We start from the raw sequence: 8,168 nt of genomic DNA on the forward strand, positions 1-8,168 counted from the left end.
ACGAAGTCGATCTAGTCGTCTACGGCGGCACCTCGGCGGGTATCGCCGCCGCCATCGAAGCCAAGCGGATGGGAAAGTCCGTCGTCCTGATCGAGCCGACTTCCCGCGTCGGCGGACTGACCACGGGCGGTCTGGGCCAAACCGACATCGGCAATAAGCGCGTGATCGGTGGTATTTCGCGGGAGTTTTATGAAAACATCAAAACCTACTACGACAACCCCGCCAACTGGAAGTGGCAAGAGAAAAGTACCTACCTGGACGGCGGACAGACCCGCACCGGAAAGAATGAAAACAGCATGTGGACCTTCGAGCCGTCGGCGGCTTTGCGCGTGTACCATGATATGTTGAAGACGGCTGGGGTGGAAGTGGACTACAACCAAAAGCTGGATCGGGCCAAAGGCGTCCGCAAGCAGGGCAACCGCATCGTCTCGATCACCATGCTTTCGGGCAAAACCTACCGGGGCAAGATGTTCATCGATGCCACCTATGAGGGCGACCTGATGGCGGCGGCAGGCGTCAGCTACTCTGTAGGTCGGGAAAGCAACAGCCAATATGGCGAAACCCTCAACGGCGTCCACGCCCGAGACCGGGACACGACCATGACCGGGCAAAGCTCCCGGAATGCGATGAACCATAATTTCGTAGCAGGCGTGGATCCCTACGTAATCAAAGGCGATCAATCGAGTGGGCTGCTTCCCTTCATCGACCCCGACGGCCCCGGTACGCACGGCGCGGGCGACAAGCGGATGCAAGCCTACTGCTACCGCATGTGCCTGACCGACCATCCTGATAACCGCATTCCCTTCGCCAAGCCCGCTGGCTACAATGAGCGCGATTACGAACTGCTCATCCGCAACTACGAAGCCGGGGAAAAAGGTTTTCCCTGGATCAATTCGGGGATGCCCAATCGTAAGACCGACACCAACAACCGCACCGGATTTTCCACCGACTTCATCGGGCAGAACTACGGCTACCCCGAAGCCAGCTACGCAGAGCGGGAGCGCATCGCCGAGCGGCATCGGCAGTACCAGCAGGGGCTGATGTGGACCTTGGCCTACCACGAGCGGATGCCCGATTTTATCAAAAAGGAAGTCTCGCTCTGGGGTACCTCCAAGGACGAATTCGAGCGGGCCGACGGCTGGCAGCAGCAACTTTACGTACGGGAAGCCCGTCGGATGGTCAGCGATTTGGTCATGACTCAGTACCACTGCGAAGGTTTGAAAACGGTCGAAAATCCGGTAGGGATGGGAGCCTACGGTATGGATTCGCACCACATTAAGCGCTACGTGACGGAGGATGGTTTTGTGAAAAATGAGGGAAACGTCGAGGCGCATGTGGCGGCGCCTTACCCCGTTGGTTATGGGGCCATTGTGCCGAAAAAGAATGAGTGCGCCAACCTGCTGGTACCCGTGTGTATGAGCGCGACCCACATAGCCTTCGGCTCCATCCGCATGGAACCCGTCTTCATGGTGCTGGGACAATCGGCTGCCATAGCGGCTTCACTGGCGATCGAAAAAGGAGTTGCCGTACAGGAGGTGTCTTACGCGGACTTGAGGAGAGTGCTTTTGGACAAAAAGCAAATCCTTTCGAACGATACAGAGGGGGAAAGACCAGGCAAATAGTTTAAAAACATGCATAGTATTCTTCTCATTTTCCTGGTGGCAAAATTGTTTCCCAGTTACGAATCTGCCCTTCCGGCTAAGCGAAGCGCGGCCCGCCAGAATGCCGGGCCGCGTTCGGCCGAACGCAGCCTCGCCGAACGCAGCCCGGCCACACCACCCAATTTCATTATCCTCCTTGTGGACGACCAGCGCTGGGACGCCCTGAGTTATGACAAAACCACCTACTTCGCCACGCCCGAAATGGCCAAACTGGCCACGCGGGGCACCTATTTTCCCGATGCCTTCGTGACGCTTTCCATATGTTCGCCCAGCCGGGCCGCTATTCTGAGCGGGCAATACGGGAGCAGGAACGGCGTGATGAATATGCAGTCGCGGTTGCGGGACGAGGAAAGTAGTTTGGGGAATATTTTGAAAAAAAATGGCTACGCCACCGCTGTTTTCGGGAAATGGCATTTACCTAATAAACCGCACGACCTGGGTTTTGACTACTCATTCATATTCAAAGGTATAACTGCCTACTGGGACGTGGATTTTTTGGAAAACGAAAAGAAAATCAGTACTCAGGGATTCGTGGACGACCAGACCATCGACCGCACCATCTACTACCTGGAAAAACGAGATGAGAAGCCTCTCTTTCTGTTTGTCAACACCTTCGCCCCGCACATGGACGAAAACTACGACTGGCCGATCAAAGCCGCCGAGCGGAGTCATTTCAATCAACAGGCCGCACCTCTGCCCGTCGACTGGAACACGGACTTCGCGGGCAAGCCCAACTACCTTGCGACAAGCCGTCCCCACCAGCGAGCCTTGGAATACGGCTACGACCAGCCCGATTCGATCAGAAGCCACGTCTATAGATACGCCGCCGCCAACTATGCCATGGATCAGGCCGTGGGAAGACTGGCAAAGTACCTGACTGATAACGAACTGCTGGACAACACTTACCTGCTCGTGCTGGGGGATAACGGCTGGTTCATGGCCGAGCACAGTTTGACGAGTAAAGTGCTGGCCTACGAGGAGTCTATGCGAATCCCATTCTTTGTGTTAGGGCCGAAAGTTTTGGCAAGAAAGTCCGAGGAATTGGTTCTGAATATCGACCTGTACCCAACGATTCTTGATCTGGCGAACATCCAACCAACGGCCTCCTCCCGAGCGATCAGTCTAAGAAACGCCCTCTTCACTAAGGGTAAACCTACCCGAAAGCAAGTCTTTTATGAAGCACCGCTACCCGTGCACGGCACCTATCCGCACTATGCCATTCGAACGAAACGGTGGAAGTACATCGTAACCTACGACCTTGAACAGACCGATAAGTTGTACTTCGAAGAACTTTATGACCTGCGCAGCGACCCCAATGAATTGAAAAATCTCATATCCAACAAAGGCATGGCGAAAGCACTCGCTCGATTGAGAAAAACCGCCCAACAGGAAATTGAAAATTCAAATCTATAACCCTCCAACCAATATGCGTCTTTTAAAAAAGTGTTCTTTTAGTTTATTGTTTCTGTCAATCCTAGTGGCTTGTTCGTCCAATTCCGGCAACAAGGAAAATGGTGAAACCCGCTCTGCCGATGTCATCATCTACGGCGGCACCGCCGCCGCCGTGACCGCCGCCGTACAGGTCAAGAAAATGGGCAAAACGGTCCTTGTCGTCTCGCCCGACAAACACCTGGGTGGCCTATCGGCCGGAGGGCTGGGCTTCACCGATACGGGTAACAAGTCGGTTATCGGTGGATTGGCGCGAGAATTCTACCACCGTCTATACCAGCATTACCAGCAAGATAGTAGCTGGAAGTGGCAGCAGCGGGACGAGTTTGGCAACAAAGGCCAGGGAACGCCCGCGATGGACGGCGAGAACCGCACGATGTGGATCTTTGAACCCCATGCTGCCGAGCAGGTATTTGAAGATTTTATCAAAGAGAACGATATTACCATTTACCGCGACGAATGGCTGGATCGCTCGGCCTTCGGGGTAGGCATGGAAAATGAAGAAATCAAGTACTTCAAAACCCTCAGCGGTAACACCTACGAAGGCAAGATGTTCATCGACGCCACCTACGAAGGCGACCTGATGGCGGCGGCGGGCGTCAGCTATCACGTAGGCCGCGAGGCCAACGAGGTTTATGGGGAGGAATGGAACGGCGTACAAACGGAGGTTTTCCAGCACGGCCATTATTTCAAATCTGACATCAGCCCCTACAAGGTGGCGGGTGACCCCAGCAGCGGTCTGCTACCCGAAGTATCTGACCAGCCGCCGGGTGAGTACGGTTCCGGCGACAATAAAATACAGGCCTACTGCTTCCGGCTCTGCATGACCGACAAGCCCGAAAATCGCTTGCCTTTCCCCAAGCCCGAAGGCTATGATCCTGCTCGCTTCGAACTGCTGGGACGGGTATACGATAGCGGCTGGCGCGAGACATTTAACAAGTTTGACCGCATCCCTAACCGCAAGACGGACACCAACAACCACGGCCCGTTCAGCAGCGACTACATCGGTAAGAACTACGACTACCCCGAGGCCAGCTACGAACGCCGGAAGGAAATCATCGAAGACCACCGCAAGTACCAGCAAGGTTTGCTGTACTTTATGCAAAACGACCCGCGCATGCCCGCCGACGTCCAGAAGGAGTTTAAAGAGTGGGGCTTGGCTAGGGATGAATTTACCGATAATAACAACTGGCCACACCAGATTTACGTCCGTGAGGCCCGACGCATGATCGGGCAAGAGGTAATGACCGAGCAGCATACCCTCGGTACCAGGCCCGTTACTCAATCGGTGGGTATGGGTTCTTACTCGCTCGACGCCCACAATGCGCAACGCTATGTCAAGGATGACGGTTTTGTGCAAAATGAAGGCGACATCGGAGTTCATCCCAAGCAGCCGTACTCGATTTCCTACGGCTCCATTTTGCCCAAAGCCGCCGAGTGCAAGAACTTGCTGGTACCCGTGGCAATGTCCAGTTCCCACATTGCCTTCGGTTCCATCAGGATGGAGCCCGTGTTCATGATTTTAGGCCAATCGGCGGCCACGGCGGCGGTGCTGGCGATCGAGAATAAGGTGACGCCGCAGGAATTACCATACGCGAAATTGCGGGAGAAGCTATTGGCTGAAAAGCAGAAGTTGGAATTTGAGAAGTAGGGTCACTGAAAAATATAGATTATTGTATCACTAGGCTGATAAGAGGAAACAGTAAAACGCCCGTTTGTCGGCTTATTATTTGAGTACACCCAAAGCGACTGAACAACGCAACCCGCACGAATCCTTAGCCAACTGATCCATGCTTTTTTATCTCCTAATCCTCAACTTCCTGTACTTTTCCAACCCAATCGACTCTGGCCAATTGGACGAAAAGGAGAAGAAAAGCATTATCCTGGACATCCCGAATCTAATCTGCTTCTGGGATTTTCAAAAGAATGGATCGGGTGGTACCGATCTGACTAGTCAGGGAGCTTACCGATACACGCTCCAAGAAATGAACGGACCGATCAACCGCGCTGAAGAGGGCATATTCGGCGCATCCAGTCTGGACATCGTGCGGGGGCAGTGGTTGCGGATCAAGCGGCAGGACTGTCCGGCCCTGAACATTCACGGCAAAAGGGAAATCAGCGTCGTGGCCTGGGTCAAGCGCCGGGCCGACGTCAACTGGCAGTACATCGCCGGGGTGTGGGACGAGCGCCACGAACGACGCCAGTACGCCCTCTTCACCAGCGGCCACAAACAAACCGACTACACCACCCTTACCCGCACCGACGCCAAACACCAGCCCCACGGCTACGTCTCGGATGTCGGCGGCCCCACGAAAGATCGCCCCTGGGCATTTTCGTACGCCACGGGCAAGACCAAGCTGGAAAAAGACGTCTGGTGCATGATCGCTTTTACTTACGATCACGAAGAAATTAAGGTGTATTACGACGGCGAACTGGACACCAACGGCAACTGCAATCCTTTCCTCTGGGACAAGCCGATCTTCGATGGCGGCGAGGCCGGGGCCGACTTTACCGTGGCTCAAAGGGACGTGCATTCCTGGCCCAACTACCCCGAAGATATTCCCGGCAACAAGGTGGGTTTTGGCGGACTGCTGGGCGGGTTGGGGGTATTTGATAGGGCTTTGCGGGCAGAGGAGGTTCGGGATATTTACAAATCAACCCGTCGGAAATAAGAGAGTGCGATCAAACTAGCCGTTGCAGGTAAAACCGGGAGTGAAATACCCTTTTACATCAAAAACTGATTCCATGCTCCATTCCACACTTGTATGGCTGTTAGCCTTGGGAACTTTGCTTCCGCTTCGGTTGGAGAATTCCAGCCCAGCCCCGAAAAAAAAGCCGAACATCATCTACATTTTTACTGATCAACAGCACCGCGATATGATGAGCGCGGCGGGCAATCCCTGGCTGAAAACCCCGGCGATGGATTACCTGGCCGCAAACGGCGTGCGATTTACCCGCGCTTATACCACCAATCCGGTATGTGCCCCGGCGCGGGTGAGCCTGATGACAGGGCGAATGCCGGGCTATTTCAAGGATAACAAGGGCGAGCGCGTTACCGAAAACGTGGGAGCTATGCGCATTGGAAAGCTCTCGCCGGAAGTAGAAAACACGACGCTGGCCGCCTGGCTAAAACGAGCGGGTTACCGGCTGCTTTTCGGCGGTAAGGAGCACCTGCCCCCATCGCTGACACCGAAGGCTTTGGGCTTCGAGGACATTACCGACGACGAGCGCGGTCAGTTGGCCGAACGGGCCGCCGAGTACATTACGTCCAAGCCCGAAGATCCTTACTTTATGGTCGTTTCGTTGATCAATCCGCACGATATCTGCTACATGGCAATCCGGGATTTTGCCAGTACGGAGCAGGAAAAGCGATTGATCAGTACCGGGACGGAAGAAATCGCAACCCTCGACCGCGCCATGCAAAGACCTGCGGGCGTATCGGAGGCGGAGTTTTTCAGGAGCTACTGTCCGCCGCTGCCGCCCAACTTTGAACCCCAACGGAACGAACCCCGGGCGATCAAGAACTACATCGCCTCGCGCAATTTCCAGCAAGCTGCCCGCAATCAGTACACCGATAAAGACTGGCGCACCCACCGCTGGGCCTACTGCCGTCTGACCGAAACGGTGGACAGCCAGATCCAGACCATCTTGAACGCGTTGCGCGAAAGCGGACAGGAGGAAAACACCCTCATCCTCTATTCCAGTGACCACGGCGACATGGACGCCGCGCACCGTTTGGAACACAAGTCGCTGCTCTATGAGGAGTCGGCAGGCGTACCGTTCCTGGCCATGTGGAAGGGCCACCTGCAAGCGGGAGTGGTGGACAGCACGCACCTGGTTTCCAGTGGCCTCGATCTGCTACCGACGGTCTGCGATTTTGCGGGCATCAAAGCCAAGGCTGATCTGCGTGGTCGAAGCCTGCGGCCGCTGCTCGAAGGCAAGAAAGTACCTTGGCGCCAAACCCTGGGTGTGGAAAGTGCCGTCGGGCGAATGGTAGTCGATGACCAGGGGCACAAGTACATTCGCTACGAATGGCCGGAAGGCGATGGCACCCAAGTGCAATTATTGGATTTGAACCGTGATCCATATGAAATGACGCATTTTACCGATGACCCCGGAATGAAAGCTATTCTGGTAAAGCTGAGTCGCGTGTTTGATGAAAAGTGGTTTCCTGATAGGTAGGGCGATTTTTGAGATCAGCCCATCTAACGGTTTTCAACGTATCAATTCCAACGTTTCTCCGGTGCTTTGGCGAACTGCACCGAGATTCATCTTTCGATCGCCGCGGTACCAGTGCTGCCACTTGTCAGTTTGGACGTTTAATTTTTTGCCTTCATCAACCAAATCCAAGGCCTTCAATGCCGACTCCAGGTACTTGGCAGCACTTTTCAACTGCGCCTTATCGACTGCTTCCTGGGCCAGGATCATATTTTCGAGCCAGGTTTCCAGACCGAGCATGATCTTGACGTGGGAGACGAAATTGTTTTGAAAAAATGTCTTTTCGTGATCTTGCAGAACGGGCAGGATTTCAGCGGACAAAGCGTCAGCTTTCGCAAAACCCACCTTCTGCCGCCGCACTGCCGCCAGTTGTGCTTCGCGCTCCGAGTAACCGACCCGCATGTCTCCCAGGGCTGTGCTACCCCATTTTCTTTCGGCGGATTCTTCCCGTTTGCGTTTTTGTTCGGCGGCGTAAGCAGTGGGGTCTTTGATTTGCTTCTTCATCCCGTTCAAGATTCCCAGGCCAGCGCTGCGCGTCTGTCCATCCATGAGGGCGAGCGTCCGGCCATCCTCGGTGAGCGCGAAGCTGTTAAAATAGGTTTCGTAGGCTTCCGCGACGCGCCCAGCGTGGAAGCGCCCGGCGTGGAAGCGCCCGGCGTGCTTGCCGTAATATTTGTTAAACCATTTTTTCTCAAATTTTTCAGTGTCGAAATCTGTATAATCCCAAAGCATATCGGAAGAAGCGGCGATGCCGTACTGGAACTCGCGGATGTTCGAGACGTTCATAATACAATAGGTCGTGTCACCTTTTTCGACGGCTTGCCCGATGACTTTGTGCGT

6 protein-coding genes are annotated in these 8,168 nt (G+C 54.6%); 5 read left to right on the forward strand and 1 reads right to left on the reverse strand.

All coding sequences use genetic code 11. The features are described 5' to 3' along the window. From ACEW8P_RS12035 to ACEW8P_RS12055, 5 genes are all read left to right on the forward strand, one after another. The coding region (locus tag ACEW8P_RS12035; RefSeq protein WP_373513327.1) for an FAD-dependent oxidoreductase at positions 1–1,622 on the forward strand (1,622 nt) is incomplete at its 5' end. Between the two features lie 9 nt (positions 1,623–1,631). Further along, complete coding sequence (locus tag ACEW8P_RS12040; protein ID WP_373513328.1) at positions 1,632–3,074, forward strand: sulfatase-like hydrolase/transferase; 1,443 nt, start codon at positions 1,632–1,634, stop codon at positions 3,072–3,074. Between the two features lie 13 nt (positions 3,075–3,087). After that, a complete protein-coding gene (locus ACEW8P_RS12045; RefSeq protein ID WP_373513329.1) occupies positions 3,088–4,761 on the forward strand; it encodes an FAD-dependent oxidoreductase in 1,674 nt (557 codons plus the stop codon). Between the two features lie 139 nt (positions 4,762–4,900). Beyond that, positions 4,901–5,782 (forward strand): LamG-like jellyroll fold domain-containing protein, encoded by an 882-nt coding sequence (locus tag ACEW8P_RS12050; RefSeq protein WP_373513330.1) that lies wholly within the window; start codon positions 4,901–4,903, stop codon positions 5,780–5,782. A gap of 73 nt (positions 5,783–5,855) precedes the next feature. Beyond that, positions 5,856–7,292 (forward strand): sulfatase, encoded by a 1,437-nt coding sequence (locus ACEW8P_RS12055; RefSeq protein WP_373513331.1) that lies wholly within the window; start codon positions 5,856–5,858, stop codon positions 7,290–7,292. Between the two features lie 33 nt (positions 7,293–7,325). Here ACEW8P_RS12055 and ACEW8P_RS12060 read toward each other — a convergent pair. Further along, the coding region (locus ACEW8P_RS12060; protein ID WP_373513332.1) for a glycosyl hydrolase 115 family protein at positions 7,326–8,168 on the reverse strand (843 nt) is incomplete at its 5' end.

The sequence above is a fragment of the Persicitalea sp. genome, from assembly GCF_041751555.1.
GTDB lineage: Bacteria > Bacteroidota > Bacteroidia > Cytophagales > Spirosomataceae > Persicitalea.